Annotated in this window: 21 protein-coding genes; 17 read left to right on the top strand and 4 right to left on the bottom strand. The window is 33.3% G+C overall.

The features are described from left to right. Positions 1-88 precede the first annotated feature (88 nt). Both NLG42_RS17330 and NLG42_RS17325 read left to right on the top strand, forming a co-directional pair. Positions 89-727: an outer membrane beta-barrel protein gene (locus NLG42_RS17330; RefSeq protein WP_089057702.1), complete on the top strand. Its 639-nt coding sequence runs from the start codon at positions 89-91 to the stop codon at positions 725-727. 104 nt (positions 728-831) lie between these two features. Further along, on the top strand, positions 832-1,059 hold the full coding sequence (locus NLG42_RS17325; RefSeq protein ID WP_099718371.1) for a VF530 family protein: 228 nt from the start codon (positions 832-834) through the stop codon (positions 1,057-1,059). Here the strand turns inward: NLG42_RS17325 and NLG42_RS17320 are convergent, their stop codons facing one another. The 3 genes from NLG42_RS17320 to NLG42_RS17310 form a co-directional block, all read right to left on the bottom strand. Continuing rightward, positions 1,060-1,614 carry a DUF3575 domain-containing protein gene (locus NLG42_RS17320; RefSeq protein WP_257681695.1) on the bottom strand — a complete coding sequence of 185 codons (555 nt, stop codon included), beginning with the start codon at positions 1,612-1,614 and terminating at the stop codon, positions 1,060-1,062. A gap of 124 nt (positions 1,615-1,738) precedes the next feature. Next, a complete protein-coding gene (locus tag NLG42_RS17315; RefSeq protein ID WP_257681694.1) occupies positions 1,739-2,287 on the bottom strand; it encodes a GNAT family N-acetyltransferase in 549 nt (182 codons plus the stop codon). A gap of 3 nt (positions 2,288-2,290) precedes the next feature. Further along, positions 2,291-3,142, bottom strand: a complete 852-nt coding sequence (locus NLG42_RS17310) for an aldose 1-epimerase family protein (RefSeq protein ID WP_257681693.1) — start codon at positions 3,140-3,142, stop codon at positions 2,291-2,293. A 187-nt stretch (positions 3,143-3,329) separates the two neighbouring features. On the opposite strand from NLG42_RS17310, the gene NLG42_RS17305 reads away from it, so the two are divergent. From NLG42_RS17305 to NLG42_RS17245, 13 genes are all read left to right on the top strand, one after another. Further along, positions 3,330-5,600, top strand: coding sequence for a M1 family metallopeptidase (locus NLG42_RS17305; protein ID WP_257681692.1), 2,271 nt, complete (start codon positions 3,330-3,332; stop codon positions 5,598-5,600). A 468-nt stretch (positions 5,601-6,068) separates the two neighbouring features. Further along, entirely contained in the window at positions 6,069-6,686 is a 618-nt protein-coding gene (locus tag NLG42_RS17300; protein ID WP_089055819.1) for a GNAT family N-acetyltransferase, read from the top strand. Between the two features lie 4 nt (positions 6,687-6,690). Further along, positions 6,691-7,884 (top strand): argininosuccinate synthase, encoded by a 1,194-nt coding sequence (locus NLG42_RS17295; RefSeq protein ID WP_089057707.1) that lies wholly within the window; start codon positions 6,691-6,693, stop codon positions 7,882-7,884. Then, positions 7,877-8,854, top strand: coding sequence for an N-acetyl-gamma-glutamyl-phosphate reductase (gene argC, locus NLG42_RS17290; protein ID WP_089057708.1), 978 nt, complete (start codon positions 7,877-7,879; stop codon positions 8,852-8,854). The genes NLG42_RS17295 and argC overlap by 8 nt, the downstream gene beginning before the upstream one ends. Before the next feature lie 79 nt (positions 8,855-8,933). Then, complete coding sequence (locus NLG42_RS17285; RefSeq protein ID WP_257681691.1) at positions 8,934-10,067, top strand: aspartate aminotransferase family protein; 1,134 nt, start codon at positions 8,934-8,936, stop codon at positions 10,065-10,067. Positions 10,068-10,140: 73 nt separating this feature from the next. After that, a complete protein-coding gene (locus NLG42_RS17280) occupies positions 10,141-11,334 on the top strand; it encodes a glutamate-5-semialdehyde dehydrogenase (RefSeq protein ID WP_257681690.1) in 1,194 nt (397 codons plus the stop codon). 99 nt (positions 11,335-11,433) lie between these two features. Beyond that, entirely contained in the window at positions 11,434-12,195 is a 762-nt protein-coding gene (gene proB, locus NLG42_RS17275; RefSeq protein ID WP_257681689.1) for a glutamate 5-kinase, read from the top strand. A gap of 140 nt (positions 12,196-12,335) precedes the next feature. After that, positions 12,336-13,283, top strand: a complete 948-nt coding sequence (locus tag NLG42_RS17270) for an N-acetylornithine carbamoyltransferase (RefSeq protein ID WP_257681688.1) — start codon at positions 12,336-12,338, stop codon at positions 13,281-13,283. A gap of 101 nt (positions 13,284-13,384) precedes the next feature. Continuing rightward, positions 13,385-14,158: an acetylglutamate kinase gene (gene argB, locus NLG42_RS17265; protein WP_257681687.1), complete on the top strand. Its 774-nt coding sequence runs from the start codon at positions 13,385-13,387 to the stop codon at positions 14,156-14,158. Between the two features lie 280 nt (positions 14,159-14,438). After that, positions 14,439-15,509, top strand: a complete 1,071-nt coding sequence (locus NLG42_RS17260; RefSeq protein WP_257681686.1) for a M20 family metallo-hydrolase — start codon at positions 14,439-14,441, stop codon at positions 15,507-15,509. 205 nt (positions 15,510-15,714) lie between these two features. Then, positions 15,715-16,995 carry an argininosuccinate lyase gene (gene argH, locus NLG42_RS17255; RefSeq protein ID WP_257681685.1) on the top strand — a complete coding sequence of 427 codons (1,281 nt, stop codon included), beginning with the start codon at positions 15,715-15,717 and terminating at the stop codon, positions 16,993-16,995. Between the two features lie 142 nt (positions 16,996-17,137). Further along, positions 17,138-18,136: a DUF2157 domain-containing protein gene (locus NLG42_RS17250; protein ID WP_099718359.1), complete on the top strand. Its 999-nt coding sequence runs from the start codon at positions 17,138-17,140 to the stop codon at positions 18,134-18,136. After that, the gene (locus NLG42_RS17245) at positions 18,133-19,296 is read left to right on the top strand and encodes a hypothetical protein (protein ID WP_257681684.1); all 1,164 of its coding nucleotides are present in this window, start codon (positions 18,133-18,135) and stop codon (positions 19,294-19,296) included. Before NLG42_RS17250 ends, NLG42_RS17245 begins: the two co-directional genes overlap by 4 nt. Before the next feature lie 96 nt (positions 19,297-19,392). Here NLG42_RS17245 and ytxJ read toward each other — a convergent pair whose 3' ends face one another. Next, positions 19,393-19,782 (bottom strand): bacillithiol system redox-active protein YtxJ, encoded by a 390-nt coding sequence (gene ytxJ / locus NLG42_RS17240; protein WP_089057719.1) that lies wholly within the window; start codon positions 19,780-19,782, stop codon positions 19,393-19,395. Between the two features lie 204 nt (positions 19,783-19,986). Between ytxJ and clpB the strand changes: the two genes are divergently transcribed. Continuing rightward, entirely contained in the window at positions 19,987-22,590 is a 2,604-nt protein-coding gene (gene clpB / locus NLG42_RS17235) for an ATP-dependent chaperone ClpB (protein ID WP_089057720.1), read from the top strand. A gap of 385 nt (positions 22,591-22,975) precedes the next feature. Next, complete coding sequence (locus tag NLG42_RS17230) at positions 22,976-23,857, top strand: DUF808 domain-containing protein (RefSeq protein ID WP_257681683.1); 882 nt, start codon at positions 22,976-22,978, stop codon at positions 23,855-23,857. Positions 23,858-23,955 lie beyond the last annotated feature (98 nt).

Genomic DNA, 23,955 nt, shown 5'->3' with positions numbered 1-23,955 from the left:
AAGATTTCTTTTAAACAATGATTTTAATCAGTTTTAAGGAAAAAACTTACTCATAAGTTTGCTTCATAATTTAAAAACATTATTAAAAATGAAGAAAATTTTAACTATCGCAACCATTGTATTATTTGGATTATCAGTAAAAGCACAAGATGCTAGTCAAGGGTTAAAAGGAGCTTGGTTTGCAACCTCACAATTTGGTTATCAGCAAACAAAAAGTGGAGATACAAAAGGCACAAATCTTACGGTACTGCCTATTGTAGGAACATTTGTTACACCATCTATCGCCGTTGGAGCAGGATTGGGTTACATTAATATTAAATCAGAAACAGATGCTAAAACCGCTGCGAATACTAACTTGTTTGTTATTCAGCCTTTAGTAAGAAAATATTGGAATGTAGCTGGATCTTTATACTTCTTTGGACAGTTAGCTTTGCCGGTTATTACAGGGAAAGAAAAAGAAAGTAACTTAAAAGTAAATCAAGTTGGACTATCTGTATCAGGAGGTTTTGATTATTTTGTAACAAAAAATTTCTCAGTTGAGTTTTCTTATGATTTGGCAAACTTTACTTCTACAACTCTAAAACCAGAGAATGGAGAGAAAACAACTGTTACAAATTTTGGATTGGCTCACGTTGCAAATGTTGATTCTTATTACAATACTGCATTAGCTGGAAGTGCACCAAATTTAACAACTCCACTTTCTGTTGGATTTAAATTTGTATTCTAATTATATTGAATTGTTTTAAATCAATTCATTAATTTTGTAAAAAAGAAAGACCGTACTTTTTTAAGTACGGTCTTTTTATTATTGTTTTAAAATATTATATAGAAATGCAAAATAAATCTAAAGATCCGCTTCACGGTATTACACTTCAAAATATCCTAGAAATTCTAGTAGATTTTTATGGATTTGACACGTTGGCAGAATTGATTCCAATAAAATGTTTCAGTTCTAATCCTAGTGTAAAATCAAGTCTTACTTTTTTAAGAAAAACAGATTGGGCTCGAAAAAAAGTAGAAGATTTGTATGTAAAAACACTTCCTAAACTTTCAAATTAATTACAATTTATAAGAAATCATTACGCCGCCACGATAAGGAAGCCATTCGCCGCTTTTATTCCAGTGTTCTGCTTTTTCATATCTGCCTGGAGTTCCATCATTATAATATCCATGATAAAAACCTTGGTGCCATCCGCCTCCTGCAAAAATATCAAGTAAAAACTTATCGCTTAATTTTAGATTATATCCTACAGTAACTCCAAAACGGTAACCAAATCCGTGCTCATATTTGTTTGTGTCCCAATAGTTCCATTTTTGAATATCATACATATCTGCACCCGCATGACCACCTACATAAAATCCATTGTATTTTTCTTTAAAATGGTAACGAACTTCAGGTGTAAAGGTGTAAAATTTCATTGGACTATGCCTATTGAATGATTCCCAAAACGAAGCCATTACATCAAAACTAAAAGTAGTTTTCTCGCCAATACTAGTTTCTACTCCAATATTTGGAACAGCTAATAATGCTGTTGCACCATTGAATTTGATAAAAGTTTGACTTTGAGATTGAATCGAGAAGAGAAGAACGGCTAAAAAGAGTATTTTTTTCATGGAATTTTTAAGATCAAAAGGGCTTAATTTATTTTCGGCACAAATATAACGCAACAAGTACTTTACTATTGCAACTAAGCTTGGTTTTAACAAGGGTAATTATTGTTAAAATAAATTCATTGCTTTACTTGTTTAATAATGAATATATTACATTGTCCAGGAATTTACCATCGTAAAACTCAGATTCTCTCAAATGAGCTTCTTTAACAAATCCGCATTTTTGAAGTACTTTTTCAGATGCGTAGTTTTCAGGATCAATAACTGCCTCAATTGAATGTAGTTTTAAGTCGTCGAAACCATATTTTATTAATCTATTAACAGCTTCTGGAACAATTCCTTTTCCGTGAAATTCGGGTAATAAAATATAACCTATTTCAGCGCGATAGTTTTCAGGCTGCATTCTGTAAAAACCTATGATTCCAAGAAGCTTTGGATTGTCTTTAAACGAAATTCCCCAATTGATACCTGTATTATTAATGATTTTTTCCTCAATCATTGCGATGTGGTTAAGTGCATCTTCTTGGTTTTTTACCAAAGGTCGGGGAATGTATTTCATTGTTTCAGGATTCGATCGTAATTCGAAAACCTCATTAACATCATCATTTGTAACTCTTCTTAAAACTAAACGTTCAGTTTCAATTATAGGAAAAGGGTGAAAGTTAAATTCTAACATTTTTTATAAAATTTTTATACTGAATTTTGAGTGAAATATTTGATCTGCATCTAGAAGTAAGATGCCTTCTTTTTGATATAAATCTCCAGAATTTTCGGCTGTATCTGAATAACCAAACCAAGGTTCAATACAAACAAATGGTGCTTGATCTTTTGTCCAGATTCCTAAACTGGGAAAATCTTCAAAGTCAACCTCAATATAAGGTTTTTCATTTTCTAGAATAGTTAGTGAATTCGATTCTAATGTTTTGAAAACTAAAGCATCATTTTCAAAAAGTTTATAATTCAATCGAACTAAATTGTCTAAGGTTTTTAAAACCTCAGTTTTATTAGAAATTAAATCATTCTCCAAAAGATTAAATTTTAAAAGCTCTTCTTTTTCAAATTTAAAAGAATAGTTCTCAAAATTTTCGGGCAAAGCAATCGCTGGATGTGCGCCAATTGAGAACGGCATTTTTCTTTCACTTTTATTAATTACGATATATTCAATATTCAATGATGTTTTTTCCAGTGAATAAATAAGTTGCAATTCAAATTCGAAAGGATATTTTTTTAGAGTCTCGTGGTTTGATTCTAATGAAAACACTGCACTGTTCTCTGTTTTTTCAATCAATTGAAATTCCATATCCCGTGCAAAACCATGTCTTGACAACTGATATTCTTTTTGATCAATCGTATAAGTGTTGTTTTTTAATGTTCCAACAATTGGAAAAAGAATAGGAGAGTGTTTGCCCCAAAAATTAGGGTTGCCTTCCCATATGTATTCTTTCTCTTGATTATTTTTTAATGAAAATAATTCTGCTCCCGCGTGATTGATAGAAGCTTTAAGTGTTGAGTTTGAGATGGTTGTGTTCAATGGAATAATGTTGAATAAAATTAAACTTAATCTTGATGTAAATGTATTTTATAAAATTCGTTTTTTTAAGAAAAAACCTTAAAATATTTTTTTTGATAAAGTTTTACTAAAATTAAATTTAGGCATATAGTTTTCTCGATAAATAGCTTTTTTTTTCATTAATTTGCTACATAAACAGCTAAAAAATATGAAAATACAATCTTCAAAAGCCTTATTAACCATGGCTTTATTTGTTGGGATTTCTTCTGTTTGGGCGCAACAAACGCCGGCAACAACAGCAGTAAATCCGGTTAATAATTACAATTACCATGATGCATTTGGGCCAAATTTTTATACTAAAAATGGTACTGCAACCCGTTCGGCAAGCGGGCAGCCTGGAGTTGAATACTGGCAAAATAGAGCTGACTATCAAATAACAGCAAAGTTAAACGGAATCACAAACGAAATTGTAGGTACAGATGAAATCACCTATACCAACAACAGCCCTGATAAATTATCATTTGTTTGGTTGAATTTAGATCAAAACTTATTTAAAGAAGATTCTAGAGGAAATTCAGTTGTGCCTTTAACGGGAAGTCGTAACGGTGCTCAAGGTCAGGTTTTCGAAGGAGGAAATAAAATAAAATCTGTAAAGGTAATTACTGGAGGTAAGAAACCAACGACGGTTGATGCAAAATATATAGTTACCGACACTAGAATGCAAGTGTTTCTTCCAGAAGCTTTAGCGTCTAAAGGAGGAACAGTAAAAATTAAGATCGAGTTTTCATTCATTTCTCCTTTTGAAGGATCAGATAGAATGGGAGTTTTAGAAACTAAAAATGGTAAAATTTTCACGATCGCACAATGGTACCCTCGTATGTGTGTGTATGATGATGTAAAAGGCTGGAATACTGCACCTTATTTAGGAGCTTCTGAGTTTTATTTAGAATACGGAAATTTTGATGTAAAACTTACCGTGCCAGCTAATCATTATGTTGTAGGTTCTGGAGAATTACTAAATGGAGCTGAAGTTTTACCAGCAGATCAGTTTAAGCGTTATAAAGAAGCGTCTTTGAGTGATAAAACGGTTACCATTAGATCTGCCGAAGAAGTTGCTGCAACTGCGAATAAAAATGCTGCAGGTGAAAAAACGTGGCATTTCCAAATTAAAAATGCTCGTGATTTTTCTTGGGCATCTTCTCCTGCTTTTATTTTAGATGGAGCAAAGATTAATTTACCAAGCGGTAAAAAATCTTTAGCATTATCAGCTTATCCAGTAGAAAGTGCTGGTCAAGGTGCTTACGGACGTTCGACAGAATATGTAAAAGCATCGATTGAACATTATTCTAAACAATGGTTTGAATATCCTTATCCAGCAGCAACAAACGTTGCAGGAAATGAGGGCGGAATGGAATATCCAGGAATTGTTTTTTGCGGATGGGAATCGAAAGGACAAGATTTATGGGGAGTTACAGATCATGAATTCGGACATATTTGGTTTCCGATGATTGTTGGTTCAAATGAAAGATTGTTCGGTTGGATGGATGAAGGATTTAATACTTTTATAAATTCATTAAGTACAGCGGCATTTAATAATGGTGAATATAAAGAAGAACCAACAGATTTTCATAAAAGAGCAGAATCATTTACACGTGCAGATTTAGAAACTGTAATGAGTTCTCCAGATAATATGAAAGAAGCAAATATTGGTATGTTATGTTATTTTAAGCCAAGTTCTGCTTTAATTATCTTAAGAGAGCAAGTTTTAGGAAAAGAGCGTTTTGACAATGCTTTCCGTACTTATATCCAACGTTGGGCATACAAACATCCGCAGCCAGATGACTTTTTTAGATCAATGGAAAATGTGACAGGTGAAGATTTAAGCTGGTTCTGGAGAAGCTGGTTTGTAAATAACTGGAGATTCGATCAAGGAATTAATTCGGTAAAATACATCAAAAACGATCCTTCAAAAGGAATTGCAATTACCGTTGAAAACTTCGATAAAATGCCAATGCCTATTATTTTAGATGTAAAAACAAAAAGCGGTAAAGTTTCAAGAGTGCAATTGCCTGTCGAAGTTTGGCAGCGTAATAACGTGTGGACTTTTAAACATAACTCTACAGAAGAAATTGAGAGTATTACACTTGATCCAGAACATCTTTTTCCAGATAACAACGATGCAAACAATGTTTGGACAGCAGGAAAAGGTAAAATTGAGAAAGATGTAATTTTAGATAGTTATTTAGGGAATTTCTCAACAAGCAAAGCACCATTAAAACTTATTTTCAGCGAAAAAAGTAATACCTTAAATGTTGAAATTACTAATTATCCTAAATTTCCTTTAACAGCAGTTGAAAATGAAAAAGATTCATTTCAGTCTACTGGTGCGGGAGTAAAATTTAAATTTAACGAAGCTAGAACAGGAGTTGATATGATACTTTTGGCTAACGGACAAGTAATACCGTTTACTAAGGACTAAAGAACGTAAAAGTTAAAATGTTTAAAACCCGATAGTTATTAATGGCTATCGGGTTTTTTATTTTAGGTAATTAACATTTCGCTAAAAAAATGTTATATTTTAAAAATTTTGTTTTGTGAATTAATTTTTTGTGTACTTTTGCCCCAATGAATAAAATAAGTTTACATATAACTTCTTTGTCACGGACAAACTCACCTAGTACTTCTCCCGAAGTACGGATACTATCTATATAGTATTCATTGAGTTTTTAGCCGTATATTTATTCATACTCCTTTTTCATTTTGAAATTACATAATTTGTCCATTGGACAAACATATCCTAAAAGTATTTATTATTTTGTGAATTTTCTTAATCAATATTTTGATTTTGAGAATGTTACTTCTATTTTGCTTAATTTTATTGGATTCAATTCTGAATTTCAAACCAAACAGTATGCTTTAATTTTTAACTCTAACTTCAATTATTGAAATGAAGATCTCTATTGTTGTTACTCAGGAAGAACACTTCAAATTCGCACAAGAAATTTGCGATACGATAGAATCATCGGCCTTGTTAAGAGGCACGGGGATTGCTAAAAGAACTCCTGAGTATATTCAGAAAAAAATGTCGAATGGTGATGCAATGATTGCTCTGGCAGACGGGAAATTTGCAGGTTTTTGTTATATCGAAAGCTGGCAGCACGGAAAATTCGTGGCGCATTCTGGTTTAATTGTTCATCCTGATTATAGAAGTTTAGGATTGGCAAAAAAAATCAAGTCTAAAGTTTTTGATTATTCACTGCAAAGGTATCCAGACGCTAAAATATTTGGTATTACAACTGGTTTAGCTGTAATGAAAATCAATTCGGATTTAGGTTACAAACCAGTTCCTTTCTCAGAACTTACAACTGATCCTAGTTTTTGGGCAGGCTGTAAAACCTGTACCAATTATCAAATTTTACAAAGTAAAGAAAACAAAATGTGTTTATGCACAGGTATGTTGTATGATCCAAAGGAAAAACAAAAAATACCGCCAAAACACCCTTTTAACGAAAAAGTTCTTAATAGACTGAGAACCATTAAACAAGCCTTATTTTTAAAAAAGTAACATTATGAAAAAAGTAGTATTAGCTTATAGCGGAGGATTAGACACCTCTTATTGTTTGAAATATTTAAAGAACGAAAAAGGATACGAAGTTCATACTGTGCTTGTTGATACAGGAGGTTTTGATGCAGAAGAATTATCAGCAATAGAAAAAAGAGCTTACGAATTAGGAAGTGCGCAACACGCAAATCTTACAATCGTTGACAAATATTATGATAAAGCTATAAAATATTTGATTTTTGGAAACGTATTAAAAAATAATACTTATCCATTATCAGTAAGTGCGGAGCGTGTTTTTCAGGCGATTGAAGCAATAAAATATGCTAAAAAAGTAGGAGCCAGCGCGATTGCACATGGAAGTACAGGTGCAGGAAATGACCAAATTCGTTTTGATTTGATTTTCCAAACTATTGCTCCAGAAATTGAAATCATTACTCCAATTAGAGATTTAAAATTATCAAGACAAGAAGAAGTAGATTATTTGGCTCAAAACGGAGTTCACTATTCTTGGGAAAAAGCGCAATATTCTATCAATAAAGGACTTTGGGGAACAAGTGTTGGAGGAAAAGAAACTCTAACTTCAGGTCAGCCGTTGCCAAGTGAAGCTTATCCTTCTCAATTAAAAAAAGAAGGAGAAGAAAAAGTAACACTTCATTTTGAACAAGGTGAATTAGTTGGAATAAACGGTAAAACAGATAAACCATCTAATAATATCGTAGTTCTTGAAAAACTAGCAAATGCTTACGCAATTGGTAGAGATATTCATGTTGGAGATACAATTATCGGAATTAAAGGAAGAGTTGGTTTTGAAGCGGCTGCGCCTTTAATTATCATAAAAGCACACCATTTATTAGAGAAACACACTCTAGGAAAATGGCAGCAATACTGGAAAGAACAATTAGGAAACTGGTACGGAATGTTATTTCATGAAGGTCAATTCTTAGATCCAGTGATGAGAAACATTGAAACTTTCTTGCAAGACACTCAAAAAACAGTAAATGGAACTGTTACAGTTTCATTAAAACCATATCATTTCTCACTTGACGGAATTGAATCTAAAAATGATTTGATGAACACAGGTTTTGGTCAGTATGGAGAAATGAACAATGCATGGACATCTGATGATGCAAAAGGATTTATCAAAATTCTTGGTAATGCACAAAACATATTTTCATCTGTAAATCAATTAGATCATGATTAATGTCGGAATAATTGGTGGTTCGGGCTACACGGCCGGAGAACTCATCAGAATTTTAATGTATCATCCCAAAGTAAACATTGATTTTGTTTACAGCACAACAAATGCTGGAAAACCACTTACTGTGGCGCACCAAGATTTGATGGGAGATATTGAAATGAATTTCACGGATGAAATAAATCCAAATGTAAATGTTGTTTTCTTGTGTTTAGGTCACGGAAAGTCTATTTCTTTTTTGAAAGAAAACAAATTCGCAAGCCATACTAAAATCATTGATTTAGGAAATGATTTTAGATTGAACAAAGACGCTCATTTCGAAGGAAAAGATTTTGTTTACGGATTGCCTGAAATAAACAAAGCTGAAATCAAAAAAGCAAATTATATCGCAAATCCAGGTTGTTTTGCCACAGCTATTCAATTAGCTTTATTACCATTAGCAAAACATAATTTGTTGAATAACGACGTTCATATTAATGCTACAACTGGAAGTACAGGAGCAGGAGTAAGTCTCTCAGAAACTTCTCATTTCAGCTGGAGAAACAATAATATGTCACACTATAAAGCTTTTGAACACCAGCATTTAGGAGAGATTTCAGAAAGTTTGGTTCAGTTACAAGACGATTTTGACAGCGAATTGCTTTTTATTCCGAATAGAGGAGATTTTCCAAGAGGAATTTTTGCAACATTATATACACTTTCTGATGATAGTTTAGAGCAATTGGTTGCTAAATATGAGGATTTCTATAAAAATGAGCCTTTTGTAACCGTTACCACAGCAAACATCAATATGAAACAAGTGGTGCAGACGAATAAATGTATAATTAGTTTATTGAAAAAAGGAAACCGGGTTCTCATAACATCAATTATAGATAACTTAACCAAAGGTGCTTCAGGACAAGCGATTCAGAACATGAATTTAATGTTCGGATTAGAAGAAACCACAGGTTTACATTTGAAACCAAGCGGATTTTAATAATAGTTTCAAGTTTAAAGATTCATGTTGCAAGTTAACTTGAAACCTGAAACCTGAAACAAAATAAACAAAAAACAAAATGAACTTATTCAACGTTTACCCATTATACAACATCACTCCAGTAAAAGCAATAGATTGTACAATTATTGACGACAAAGGAGTAGAATATTTAGATTTATACAGCGGACATGGTGTGATTTCTATTGGACACACTCAACCGGATTATGTAGCAAAACTTAAAAATCAATTAGACCATTTAGGATTTTATTCAAATGCGATTCAGAATCCTTTGCAGGTGGAATTGGCTCAGAAATTAGGAAAGCTTTCTGGTCTTGAAGATTACGAATTGTTTTTATGCAGTTCAGGTGCTGAAGCAAATGAAAATGCTTTAAAATTAGCGTCTTTTCATAACGGAAAATCGAGAGTTGTCGCTTTTGATAATTCTTTCCACGGAAGAACTTCTGCAGCAGTTGCCGTTACAGATAATAAGAAAATCGTTGCGCCGCTAAATGCACAGCAAGAAGTTACTTTTTTACCACTAAACCAAATTGAATTAGTTGAAGCTGAATTGGCTAAAGGCGATGTTACAGCAGTAATTATCGAAGGAATTCAAGGAGTTGGAGGTTTAGATCAAGGAACAACTGAATTTTTTCAGGCTTTAGAAAAAGCATGTAAGAAACACGATGTTGTTTTGATTTTAGATGAAGTACAATCAGGATATGGAAGAAGCGGAAAATTCTTCGCATTCCAACATCACGGAATCAACGCTGATATTATTTCAGTTGCAAAAGGAATGGGGAACGGATTCCCGGTTGGAGCGATTTTAATCTCTCCAAAATTTGAAGCAAGTTTCGGATTATTGGGAACTACTTTCGGCGGAAGCCACTTGTCTTGTGTAGCAGGAATTGCCGTTTTAGATGTAATTGAAAAACTGGATTTACAGAAAAATGTAAACGAAGTTTATGAGTATTTCTTAGAAAAAATCAAAGAAGTTGAAGGTATCAAACAAGTAAAAGGAAAAGGCTTAATGCTTGGAGTAGAGTTTGATTTTGATGTAGCTGCTTTAAGAAAGAAGTTAATTATCGAAAAACACATTTTTACAGGAAGCGCAAACAATAAAAATCTATTAAGAATTTTACCGCCTTTGACTGTGAAAAAAGCGGATATTGATACGTTTGTGAAAGCGTTAAAAGAAAGTTTGGAAGAACTATAATGTTAATTCGTTTAATCGATTAAACGAATTAACGATTAAACAGTTAAACTAATTAACCAATTAAACCAAAAAAATGAATCCATTATCAATTGAAAAACGCAATCTCGTTTTGCGATCTATGGCAAAGCTGGTCGAGCAGGAGCGGAATCAAATTATCTTGACTAATCAAGAAGATCTTGCTGATTACGACGGCTCAGATTTAGCTATGGAAGAACGCTTAAAAGTAGATGATAAAAAGGTCGACGAAATGATTTTATCGTTAAACCAACTAGCTTCTCAGGAAGATCCTGTTGGCGTTGAGCGTTTTCATTTTACTCACGATAATGGAATTAAAGTTATTAATAAAACCGCTGCTTTCGGAACGATTTTAATTATTTACGAATCACGTCCTGATGTTACCATAGAAGCCGGTGGAATCGCTTTTAAGTCCGGAAATAAGATTTTATTAAAAGGAGGAAAAGAGTCTTTAAAGTCAAACTTGAAAATCGTAAGTCTTTGGCATCAAGCTTTAGAAGAAAATGAAGTTTCAAAGGACTGGGTAGAATATCTGAATTATAATAGAACAGAAACTCAGGCGTTTTTAGAAAAACCAACTCAAAAAGTTGATTTAATAGTTCCAAGAGGCGGAGAGAAACTAATTGAGTTCGTAAAAGCTCATGCAACTTGTCCAGTTATTGTAAGCGGACGCGGAAATAATTTTGTTTACGTTCATGAGAAAGCAGACACAGATTTAGCTTTAAAAGTTATTTTGAATGCAAAGACAGCAAAAATTTCGGCCTGTAATGCAGTTGATAAGGTTTTAATAGATTCTAAACTGCCAAATTTTGAAGGTTTTACAGCAATGTTGATTGAAACCTTGATTGAAGCAAAAGTTGAAGTTATTGTTGATAAGTCCTTAGAGAATTTTGAAAATACGAAAACACTTCAAAATGAAGATATTTGGTATGAAGAATTTCTAGATTATAAAATCGTAATTGGAACAATTGATTCTCAGGAAAATGCAATTGAAAAAATAAATAAATACTGCGGCGGGCATTCTGCTGCTATTATTTCAAGAGATAATGATGCTGCACAGCAATTTATGGAAGCCATAGATGCGGCGGCAGTTTACCAAAATGCTTCAACCCGTTTTACAGACGGCGGACAATTTGGCTTAGGTGGAGAACTTGCAATAAGCACAGATAAGCTGCATCAAAGAGGTCCAATTGGTTTGCAGCATTTGGTTACTAATAAATGGTATGTTTACGGAGAAGGACAGATTAGGTAATTGAAATAATGTGAAAATTAAGGCAATTAGATAATTAGAAAATTCTAAGTGAAAAAACTTAGAATCTTTGCATCTTAGAACCTTAGCACCTTAAAAAAAATGAGCAAAAAAAGGATTTTATTAAAAATAGGAAGTAATACTTTAACCAAAGAAACCAATCATATCTCGCGGGGAAAGATTGAAGACCTTGGAATACAGATTGCAGCGCTAAACGATAAATATGAATTTATCATAGTTAGTTCAGGAGCAATTGCAGCCGCAAAACAATTTGTAAAACTGGATAATCAAGATAAAGATGTTTTTGTGAAACAGGCTTTAGCTTCTATTGGACAGCCTCATTTAATGCGGATTTACAATGAAAATTTTAAGGATTTAGGGTTAAATACTTCACAGTGTTTACTTTCATATTCTGATTTTGAAAAAGAGCAGACCAAAAAGAACATTGTAAATACAATTAATGTATTGGTTAAAAACAATTACATTCCGATTATTAATGAAAATGATACTGTTGCCACAGATGAGATTCGGTTTGGGGATAACGATAAATTAGCAGCTTTAACAGCGGTTCTTTTAAATGTTGATATTCTGATAATCGCGACCAATACAAACGGAATTTACACCAAAGAATCGATTTATGATGAAGTTCCGGAAACGATTAAATTAGTGACTGATTTAAAAACATTGGAAAAAGAAATCGGAGAATCGAAATCATCGCACGGAACAGGAGGAATGCAATCAAAAATAGAAGCGGCAGGAATATCAAAAGCTGCTAATATTGAAACCTGGATCGTCAACGGATTAAATGATAATTTTATTTTAAAAGCATTAAAAGATGAAATTCCGTTTACAAAGATTGTTTAATTGTTTATTTGTTTAATCGGTTAATCGATATAAATGAAAAACAATCCAGAACTATTTTTAATAAAAGTATATAAGTTAGATTTGTTAAGTGGGTAAACCGATTAAACAATTTAACGATTAACCGATTAAACAGAAAACAAATGAATTATATTTCAATAAAAGATATCGACTCATTATCAAAATGGGTTAAAAGTGCGATCAAAATCAAAAAGGATCCGCTTAAAAATAAAAAATTAGGTAAAAACAAAACTCTGGGAATGTTATTCTTCAATCCGAGTTTAAGAACGCGTTTGAGTACTCAAAAAGCGGCTTTAAATCTAGGAATGAACGTTATGGTAATGAATTTTACCAACGAAGGATGGACATTAGAGTTTGAAGACGGCGCAGTTATGAATTCTGGTGCTTCAGAGCACATTAAAGAAGCTGCAGAAGTAGTTTCTCAATATTGTGATATTATTGCAATCCGTGCTTTTGCAGGATTAATTGATAAAGAAAAAGATTATCAAGAAACTGTAATTTCAGGATTTTTGAAATATGCTACCGTGCCAATTGTGAATATGGAAAGTGCAGTTCGTCACCCGTTACAATCTTTGGCAGATGCTATTACAATGGAAGAACACAAAACGAAACACAAACCAAAAGTGGTTCTTTCTTGGGCACCACATCCAAAAGCTTTGCCTCAGGCAGTGGCTAATTCATTCGTAGAAATGATGCAGATGCAAAAAGATATGGATTTTGTAATCACACATCCTGAAGGTTATGAATTAAGCCCGGAAATCACGCAAGAGTGCAAAATAGAATACGATCAAAACAAAGCTTTTGAGAATGCTGATTTCGTTTACGTGAAAAACTGGAGTAACTTCAACGATTACGGAAAAGTAACCAACAGCGATTCAAATTGGACTGTAACAGCCGAAAAAATGGCTTTAACCAATAACGGAAAGTTTATGCACTGTCTTCCAGTTCGTCGTAACGTAATTGTAAGCGATGAAGTTCTAGACGGAGAAAGTTCAATCGTAATTGAACAGGCAAATAACAGAACGTATTCAGCACAATTAGTTTTACAGAAGATTCTTAAGAAATTGTAAATTTAGACGCAAAGGTACAAAGCGACAAAGGTTCAAAGGTTTTAAAACCGTAACAAAGCCTTTGTTCCTCTGAACCTCTGTCTCTTTGAACCTTAAAAGAAATGAACGTATCAGTAATAAAAATAGGTGGAAACATCATTGATAATCCAGCAGAATTAGAACAATTCTTAGCCGATTTTTCTAAAATCGAAGGTTATAAAGTTTTAGTTCACGGTGGTGGAAAATCGGCTACAAAAATGGCGCAGAGTATTGGTTTGGTTCCGCAGATGATTGACGGACGCCGAATCACTGATGCTCCGATGCTTGATGTCGTGGTCATGATTTACGCAGGGCAAATCAACAAACATATTGTTGCTCAATTGCAGGCAAAAGACAATAACGCAGTTGGTTTTTCTGGAGCCGATGGAAATTTAATTCAATCCGTAAAAAGAAATCATCCAACTATTGATTATGGATTTGTAGGCGATGTAAAACAAGTTAATACCAAATTACTGGCGACTTTATTGGAAGCTGGAATTGTACCTGTTTTCTGTGCAATCACACACGACAAAAACGGACAATTACTAAATACAAATGCTGATACTATTGCAAGTGAATTATCAATTGCTTTATCTGAATTTTTTGATGTTACACTCGCGTATTGTTTTGAAAAACAAGGCGTTTTGCAAGATTCAGAAGACGATTCTTCCGTTATAAAAGAAATCAACGAAGCATTATATAATAGACTAAAAGAAGAAAAAGTAATCCATTCTGGAATGATTCCAAAATTAGACAATTGCTTCAATAGTTTATCAAGAGGTGTACAGAAAATCAAAATTGGGCATCACAAAATGCTCCAAAATCCAGATGTTCTGCATACAACCATAACATTATAAAACGTATTGCCACGAATTACACAAATTGACATTAATTTTTTCTGTTAAAAGAGAAAATAATTTTAGAAGTACAGTAAAAAGTTTATTTTGATTTTAAATCTGTGACAAAAAGATAATTTGTGAAAATTCGTGCAATTAGTGGCAAAAAAACATGACTGCGCAGTGCTTTTAAAATTTAATTTAAGAAATTTGCGCAAATTAAAAATGTCACGATTTAATTAAAAAAACTTTGTGACTTCGTCCTGATAGCTATCGGGATCGTGGCAAAGAAACCATAACTATGAAAAATATTGCAACGCTTACTCAAGAAGCAATTAGTTTATTAAAAAGTCTTATCGAAACCCCTTCATTTTCAAGTGAAGAAGATCAAACGGCTCTGTTAATCGAAAATTGGTTCAATCAAAACGAGATTCCTTTCAAAAGAGAAAACAATAATGTGTGGGCTTTCAACAAATACTTCGACGAAAAGAAGCCGACACTTTTACTAAATTCACATCACGATACTGTACGACCAAACCAAGCTTATACAAACGATCCATTTAAAGCCATTGAAAAAGACGGCAAATTATTTGGTTTAGGAAGCAACGACGCAGGCGGTTGTCTGGTTTCATTACTAGCAACATTTGTGCATTTTTACGAAAATCAAAACTTATCGCATAATATCGTAATTGTGGCTTCCGCCGAGGAAGAAAGCAGCGGAAAAAACGGTTTAAACAGCGTTTTAAAAAGTTTACCAGAATTAGATTGCGCCATTGTTGGAGAACCAACTTTAATGCAATTAGCAGTTGCCGAAAAAGGTCTTTTGGTTCTTGATGTAAAAGTAAAAGGAACCGCAAGCCACGCCGCACATCAAAACGACGATAATGCTTTATACAAATCAATTCCGGTAATGGAATGGTTTAAAAACTATAAATTCGACAAAATCTCAGATGTTTTAGGTCCTGTAAAAATGACCGTAACACAGATTAATGCAGGAAAGCAACATAATGTAGTGCCTTCAGAATGTGATTTAGTAGTTGATATTCGTGTAACAGATCGTTATACAAACGCAGAAATTCTTGAAGTGGTAAAAGCAAATGTAAACGCCGAAGTAACACCAAGATCCATGCATTTAAACGCATCTTCTATTCCAGTTGCACACGGTTTAGTTCAGGCAGGGATTGCTTTAGGAAGAACAACATACGGTTCGCCAACACTTTCAGATCAGTCAGTTTTAAGTTGTCAGTCTTTAAAATTAGGACCAGGAGAAACATTGCGTTCACATTCAGCAGACGAATTTATTTTTGTAAATGAAATTGAAGAAGGAGTCGACTTGTATATAAAAATACTAACAGATTTCTTTAAATTATAAAGAATCCTGAGCTTAGTCGAAAGATTAGGAGCTAATCCCGCTATCCGTTCCAATCTTTTCTATCCGCCGCGGCGGACACAAAAGGATTTCCACTACTATCGGGGCTAGGGCATTCGGAAACTAAGAAAGAAACGAAAAAAAAGAAACTTTGTGAATCTCTGAGCATACTTTGAGTATCTCTGTGAAGCAAAAAAACATACATCTTATGAAACTTTGGGAAAAAGGAATACCAACAGATAAACAAATCGAACAATTTACCGTTGGAAACGATCGTGAACTAGATTTGGTTTTAGCAAAATACGATGCTCTAGGTTCTATTGCACATGCCAAAATGTTGGGACAGATTGGTTTGCTAACTCAAGAAGAAACAACTTCTTTAGTTGATGCTTTAAACGAAATCATCGCAGATATCGCAGTTGGAAATTTCGAAATCGAAGACAGTTTCGAAGACGTACATTCTAAAATCGAATATCTTCTAACAGTAAAACTAGGCGATGCTGGAAAAAAAATCCACACCGCACGTTCTCGTAACGATCAGGTTTTAGTAGATGTTCATTTGTATTTAAAAGACGAGTTAAAAGCGATAAAAGAGCAAGTAAAAACATTGTTTGACTTGTTGATGGAATCAGCAGAGAAACATCAAAATGTATTATTGCCAGGTTATACGCATTTACAAATCGCAATGCCATCATCATTCGGAATGTGGTTTTCTGCTTATGCCGAAAGCTTAATTGATGATGTTACGATGTTGAACGCAGCTTCAAAAATTGTAGACCAGAATCCGTTAGGATCTGCTGCAGGTTACGGAAGCTCGTTCCCAATCAACAGAACATTTACAACGCAGGAATTAGGTTTTGAAACCTTGAAATACAATGTCGTTGCTGCGCAAATGAGCCGCGGAAAAGCAGAGAAAACAGTTGCTTTTGCTATGACAAGCGTTGCAGGAACACTATCAAAGTTTGCTATGGATGTTTGTTTGTATATGAGTCAAAACTTTGACTTTATTGGTCTTCCAGCACATCTTACAACAGGTTCAAGCATTATGCCTCATAAAAAGAATCCTGATGTTTTCGAATTAATAAGAGGAAAATGCAATAAGATTCAGGCGCTTCCGTACGAAATTACTTTAATTACCAATAATCTTCCAAGTGGTTATCACAGAGATTTACAGCTTTTAAAAGAAGGATTGTTTCCTGCAATTCAAACTTTAAAATCTTGTTTAGATATTGCTATTTTCTCTATAAAAGACATTACTGTAAAAGATCATATTTTAGAAGATAAAAAATACGATTACTTGTTTACTGTCGATACATTAAATGAAATGGTTGTAGAAGGAATGCCTTTTAGAGACGCTTACAAAGCTGTTGCCGAACAATTGGAAGCAGGAACGTATAAATCTCCAAAAGAGACCAAACACACACATGAAGGAAGCATCAATAATTTATGTTTAGATGCGATTAAAGATAAAATGAAAAATGCTTTTTAAAAGATCTTCTTTCAAAATAATAGAACCGATTTGTAAAACTTACAAATCGGTTTTTTTTATGCAGCAAAATATATTTTTGAAATTTAAGAAATTTCGACCTAATTCTTTAAATTTGAGAATCTATTATTTTTAAATTAAAGATATGACGCGATTTGATGAACAGGCTGCTCAAGCTCTTCTTGAGAAAAATCTTATTACTGAGAATCAGTTTCAGGAGATTAATAAATATCGAAGTTTGAAAATATTTTCTCTAAATGCAGAGTTAAAATTATTGCTCTATTTTTCGGTTTTGCTTTTTACTTCTGGAATTGGAATTTTGATTTATAATAATATTGATACTATTGGGCATATTGCTCTTCTTTCGATCTTGCTCATAATTATAGCAGGTTGTTTTTATTACTGTTTTAAAAATTCAAAAGGTTTTCAAAAAACAGAAACTACTTTTGATAATCCTGTTTTAGAGTATTTGGTTCTATTGGCGAATATTTTGACTTGCATTTTTATTGGATATCTTCAGTTTCAATATAAAACTTTTGGAACACATTATGGTTTGGCAACTTTAGTACCAACGATTGTCAGCTTTGTTTGTGCTTATTATTTTGATAATAAAAGTGTTTTAACGATTGCAGTGACTGGTTTAGCTGCTTACGTAGGGCTTTCGGTAACACCGCAGGATATTTTTAATGAGAATAATAGTTTCTATGACAATCAAACCTTAAGTTATTCGGCAATTATGCTTGGAGTTCTGCTTATTTTGTGGGCAGTTTATAGCTTTAGAATCAGTTTAAAAACTCATTTTGCTATAATTTATCAAACATTTGCTTTGCATATTATAGCAATTGCTTCAATAAGTAATTTAGTTAATCACGAATTTTTCTGGATGATTTTTGCCTGTATTTTAGCGGCTTCATCGTATTATTTTTATAAAGTCAGTCATGATTTAAAAGCAATGTCATTGTATGTTTTTATGATTGTTTACGCTTATATCGGATTGAATATTGTCTTATTTAGAATTTTTGAACACATAGATTTTTCAGACATTTGGGAACTTTTTATTTTCCTTTTGCCGGCCTATTTCATTGGTTCAATTGTGCTATTTATAAAACTGATTAAAAACTTCCATAAAGAAATAGCCGAATGATACTACACAACAAAAATCTACTGAATAATTTAGCTCTAGTTGAAGAAGCGGAAACTTTGGAAAGCGGAGGTTTTATTAGTAAAGAGCAAAAAAAGATAATTAAGAATGTATTACCGGCATTTAGAAGTCAAAGTAATATTTTGGTTCGATTAGGATTTTTTCTATTAGGATCATTCTTGTACTCGTCGATTTGCGGCGCCATTTCATTAATTGGACTCAGCGGTGAAGATTTCTATTTTAAAATTTGCTGTTATCTTTTTGCAGGAGTTGGTATTGCAGGAGCAGAACTTTTGGGTAATCAAAATTATTACAGACATGGTTTAGATGATGCTTTTATTTTGGGAATTCCATTAAATATTGGTTTTGCAGTCGCAATCAGCACAGAAGGGCAAGAAATTAGTATTGCTGTTTTTGTTGCTATTGCTTCATTTTTAACCTATAGAAGATACTTGCATCCACTTTCTATGCTGGTTTTTTGTATCGCAAGTACCGCCGTTTTATTTTATGGAATGTTTGAAATTGGCGATATTGGAAAAACGATCTTGCCTTTCGTTGCAATGTTAGTTTCGGCTGGTTTTTATTTCTTAACTAAAGGAAAAATAAAAAATCTAACCGAAGTTTATTTTCGTGATGGACTCATCTTAGCAAACAGCTTTTGTCTGATTCTATTTTATCTTTCTTGCAATTATTTAGTTGTAAGAGAGCTTTCTTTTGAGCTTTTAGGAGTAGATGTTCTTCCTGGTCAGGATATTCCGTTTGCTTTCTTCTTTTATGCCTTTACTTTTATAGTGCCAATTGTTTACTTGGTTCAAGCTTTGAGAACAAGAGACAGAATCATGCTTTGGATTAGCTTTGCGGCAATAGGATTTTCTATTTTTACGATTCGATTCTATTACTCTGTTTTACCAATCGAAGTGGCATTAACGCTTGGCGGATTAGTGATGTTTGCGATAGCGTATTTATCTATTCAAAAGTTGAAAAATAAAGAAGAAGGATTAACTTTTAAACCAGACAGAATAAATAATTCTAATGCAATTTTAAATGCCGAAGCTTTAATTGTGGCTTCAACTTTTGGTATGAAACCAGAAGTAAAAACAGATTCTCCGATGGATTTTGGCGGCGGTGGATTTAGCGGCGGTGGATCTGGGGAAAGTTTTTAATTGTGTTATTTGTTAAATGTAAAAAGTGAAATGTGAGATGTAACAATAAGTTTGCATCTCACATTTCACTTTTTACAAAAATCATTTCACATCAATTTATACTTTACTTTTCAATGCTTCAGCATCAATATCGCTGTGCGAAACATCATAAACGGCTTTTCCATTTTTGATTAAAATCAATTGTGGAGATTCGTGATAAACACCAAATTTGCTTGCAATTTCATTTGATATATCACGATGTGCAATTAAATCAAGAAAATAAGCATCGACTACATTTTCAAGATCAAAATCTCTTTCAAATTGTTTCAGTGCCATACGGCTGATACTGCATCTTGTGCTATGCTTAAAAATAACTACTGGTTTTTCATTTGAGATCGCTTCGATCTCCATTAATTGAAGAATATCTGTTAATTCTGTCCAGTTTACTTTACTTTTTGGTGCTTCTGAGTTCTCTGAACTTCCGAAGATTGAATTTAAAAAACTCATATTTGACTTGTTTTATGACTTTTTGACATTTAAAATAAGCGATTTAGTTGTTTTTCATGTCGTTTTGTCTGCTTTTTTACTATGGAATATAATTTGTTTGTTAAAATGCAAAGTTAAATTATTTAGGTTAAAAATGTAACTTAATAAATTGTAACTTTAATCCTATTGAAAATCAAGCAAATAAATCAATCAAATCGAAAAAATATGAACATAAACAAGTTTACAATTAAATCGCAGGAAGCCATTCAGCTGTCACAACAGTTGGCACAACGAAATGGTCAGCAGCAAATAGAAAACGAACACATTTTTAAAGCTATTTTTGAAGTAGATGAAAATGTTGCACCGTTTATTTTGAAAAAACTCAATGTAAATGTGCCGTTGTTTTTACAAATATTAGACAGCACAATTGAAAGCTTTCCAAAAGTTTCAGGAGGCGATATTCTGCTTTCAAGAGACGCAAACAAAGCTTTGAATGAAGCCGAAATTATAGCACAAAAAATGAACGATGAATATGTTTCGATCGAGCATTTAATTTTAGCTATTTTCGACTCAAAAAGCAAAGTTTCACAAATTTTAAAAGATCAAGGTGTTACAGGAAAAGGCTTAAAAGCTGCTATCGAAGAACTTCGAAAAGGTGAAAGAGTAACATCAGCATCTGCCGAAGAAACTTATAATTCATTAAATAAGTACGCAAAAAACTTAAACGAATTAGCTCGTACAGGAAAATTAGATCCAGTTATTGGGCGCGATGAAGAAATTCGACGCGTATTGCAGATTCTAACTCGAAGAACGAAAAACAATCCAATGTTGATTGGAGAACCCGGAGTTGGTAAAACTGCAATTGCAGAAGGTTTAGCGCACAGAATTGTTGATGGAGACGTTCCTGAAAACTTAAAAGATAAAATCGTTTTCTCATTAGATATGGGAGCTTTGATTGCAGGAGCTAAGTTTAAAGGAGAATTTGAAGAACGTTTAAAATCGGTGGTAAAAGAAGTTACATCTGCCGAAGGTGATATCGTTTTATTTATTGATGAGATTCATACACTTGTAGGTGCGGGTGGAGGAGAAGGAGCAATGGATGCGGCTAATATCTTGAAACCAGCCTTGGCTCGTGGTGAGTTAAGAGCCATTGGAGCAACTACTTTAGATGAATATCAAAAGTATTTTGAAAAAGATAAAGCTTTAGAAAGACGTTTCCAAAAGGTATTAATTGATGAGCCAGATACCGAAAGTGCAGTTTCAATTTTACGTGGTATTAAAGAAAAGTACGAAACGCATCATAAAGTTCAAATTAAAGACGAAGCTATTATTGCGGCTGTTGAACTTTCGCAGCGTTATATTACAAACCGTTTCTTACCAGATAAAGCTATTGACTTAATGGACGAAGCTGCTTCAAAACTGCGTATGGAAATCAATTCAAAACCTGAGGAATTAGATGTTTTGGATCGTAAAATTATGCAGCTTGAAATCGAAATTGAAGCGATAAAGCGTGAGAAAGAAGAAAGTAAGCTGAAAATCCTTCGCATGGATTTAGCAAATCTGAAAGAAGAACGTAACGAGATCTATGCAAGATGGAAATCTGAAAAGGATATTGTGGACGGAATTCAGGCTGTAAAATTAGAAATTGAAGATTTTAAATATGAAGCTGAACGTGCTGAACGTGACGGTGACTATGGAAAAGTAGCTGAAATACGTTACGGAAAAATAAAAGAAGCGCAAGAACGTCTTGAAGCATTGCAAAAACAACTGCAAGAATTTCAATCAGGAACTTCTTTAATTAAAGAAGAAGTAACAAGAGAAGATATTGCCGAAGTTGTAGCAAAATGGACAGGTATTCCTGTAATGAAAATGCTTCAGACTGAAAGAGAGAAACTCTTACATCTTGAAGACGAGTTGCACAAACGTGTTGTAGGACAAGAAGAGGCAATTGAAGCAGTAAGTGATGCTGTTCGCAGAAGTCGTGCAGGCTTGCAAGATTTGAAAAAACCTGTTGGTACATTCTTATTTTTAGGAACTACCGGTGTTGGTAAAACAGAACTTGCAAAAGCATTGGCTGAATATCTTTTTGATGATGAAAATGCTATGACTCGTATCGATATGAGTGAGTATCAAGAACGTCACAGCGTGAGCCGTTTGGTTGGTGCACCTCCAGGATATGTAGGTTATGATGAAGGTGGTCAGTTAACAGAAGCTGTTCGCAGGAAACCATATTCTGTAGTTTTATTAGACGAGATAGAGAAAGCACATCCAGATACTTTCAATATTTTATTGCAAGTTTTAGATGAAGGTCGATTGACGGACAATAAAGGTCGTCTTGCCGATTTTAAAAACACAATTATTATCATGACTTCTAACATGGGAAGCCAGATTATACAAGAAAAGTTTGAGAATCTAAAAGGAAGTATTGAAGATACTACTGAAGCTGCTAAAGTTGAAGTTTTAGGCTTATTGAAACAAACAGTTCGTCCGGAATTTATAAACCGTATTGATGAAATTGTATTGTTTACGCCATTAACAGTTGATAATATTTCGAAAATTGTAGGCTTGCAGCTTAAGAGTGTTACAAAAATGCTTGCTTTGCAAGGTATCACAATGGATGCTACGCCAGAAGCTGTTGCTTACTTATCTGAAAAAGGATATGATCCTCAGTTTGGTGCAAGACCAGTGAAACGTATTGTTCAGAGAGAAGTGCTGAACCAGTTGTCAAAAGAAATCTTGGCAAACAATATTACAACAGACAGTATTATTTTAATTGATGCTTTCGATGGAAAATTGGTTTTCAGAAACCAAACCCACGAAGTAAAATAATTTAGTAGTTGAAAATAATGAAGAGATGCGCATATTTGCATCTTTTTACTCACCAGAAAAACACCAGCAGAAATGCTGGTGTTTTTTTTATGTCCATAAAATAATGAAACTTTTTTTATAAGTAATGTAAGTCAATCTCATCTTTAATTATCAAATTTACAGTAGTTTAAAAATAAAAGATATGAATAATATAGTTAGAGGATTAATTGCAGGTTATGGTGCTAAGAAATTAGGATGCGGTTGTTTTAGCACAGTATTTATTTTTATAATTATTTGGGTGCTGTTAGGACAGTGCAGTTAGGAATTAATTGTGATTTTACATCATTAAGATTAGCATAAAAAGTCTTAGATTCGCACAACTAAATTTAAACAAAAACAAATATCAATGGCATCAGGTTTTTTCGTATTACTAGACGATATTGCAGCAATTATGGATGATGTAGCCGTAATGAGTAAAGTTGCAGCAAAGAAAACAGCAGGAATTTTAGGCGATGATTTAGCTGTAAATGCAGAGAAAGCATCGGGATTTGCTTCTTCAAGAGAACTTCCTGTATTGTGGGCAATCAGTAAAGGTTCACTTCTTAATAAAATTATCATTTTGCCAATTGCATTTTTGTTAAGTGCATTTTTTCCTATTGCAATCATTGTAATTCTTGTTCTAGGCGGACTTTTCTTAGCTTATGAAGGTGCAGAAAAGATTTACGAATTTATTTTCCCTCACAGTCATGAAGAATCTGAAGGAATTACAGAAGAAACTTTTACAGAAGAACAAATTATAGAAGCCGAAAAAGGCAAAATAAAATCAGCAATCGTAACCGATTTTATTCTATCAGTTGAAATCGTAATTATTGCACTTGGAACTGTTATAGGAAAACCAATTTCACAGCAAATCGCTGTAACGTCAATAATCGCTTTGGTGGCAACAATTGGAGTTTATGGTATTGTTGCTCTTATCGTTAGAATGGATGAAGCTGGCTATAAACTGATCAAATTTAGCAAAGGAGAAAAAAGTATATCAAACTTCATTGGAAATCTTTTAGTAAAAGGACTTCCATTAGTGATCAAGAGTTTAACCGTAATTGGTACAATAGCCTTGCTATTAGTTGCCGGCGGTATCTTTGTACACTATATTCCATATTTTCACCATTTATCAGAAACAATAAATATCCCAACAATTATAAAAGAGTTTGTAATTGGACTTGCTTTAGGACTTGTTGTTTTAGGTGTTGTGAATCTTTTTAAAATGATATTTAAAAAGAAGAAATAAAATTTAGATTAGTTATCATAAAAAACATCAGTCGAAAGGCTGATGTTTTTTTTTTGAAGCAGTTCTAAGTTTTATTCCAGACCATTTGTCCCGTTATC

Source organism: Flavobacterium plurextorum, from assembly GCF_024638035.1.
GTDB lineage: Bacteria > Bacteroidota > Bacteroidia > Flavobacteriales > Flavobacteriaceae > Flavobacterium > Flavobacterium plurextorum.
This window is presented reverse-complemented; position numbering and strand designations above follow the sequence as displayed.